Source organism: Mesorhizobium sp. M1E.F.Ca.ET.063.01.1.1 (assembly GCF_003998155.1).
Classification (GTDB): domain Bacteria; phylum Pseudomonadota; class Alphaproteobacteria; order Rhizobiales; family Rhizobiaceae; genus Mesorhizobium.
In genome coordinates this window covers 1-399 of record NZ_RZSC01001739.1, presented here as the reverse complement: position 1 = coordinate 399, position 399 = coordinate 1, and the positions used below count along the sequence as shown (strand labels likewise).

At 62.4% G+C, this 399-nt stretch carries 1 protein-coding gene and 1 pseudogene; both read right to left on the bottom strand.

Going from position 1 to position 399, the window contains the following annotated elements; translation table 11 throughout:
- A partial coding sequence (locus tag EOA29_RS40680; protein WP_189479219.1) for an endonuclease/exonuclease/phosphatase family protein occupies positions 1 to 242 on the bottom strand: 242 nt, incomplete at its 3' end.
- Positions 239 to 399: pseudogene (locus tag EOA29_RS43690) on the bottom strand (glyoxalase); the annotation flags it as partial. The gene EOA29_RS40680 and the pseudogene EOA29_RS43690, both read right to left, overlap by 4 nt.

The window sequence follows — 399 nt, the reverse complement described above, 5'->3', positions numbered from 1 at the left end:
GGCAAGCCCTTGATAACTTCATCGAAGCGCAGTTTCGACAGGAGGGCGACGCCGTTGAAGCCCTTCTGGCCATGGGTCTCGACATTGTAGCCGAGCGCCTCGACCTCGGCGCGCGGGAACTGTTCGTCGACCGATTTGATCTCCTGCAGGCAGACGATGTCGGGCGCGCTTTCGGTCAGCCAGTGGGTGAGGTTGCCGATGCGGGCGCGAACGCCGTTGATGTTCCAGGTGACGATTTTCATGGATTGCCCTTGGGATCTTCGGACGGGAGGCGTTCGACGAGGCCGATCGTATTGCCTGCCGGGTCCTTTAGGAAGGCCATCCACTCGCTTTCCCCCGCCGGACCGAACTGGCCTTCGGTGTCGCGATGGACTAGTGCCGGCGGCGCGGTGAAGGGAA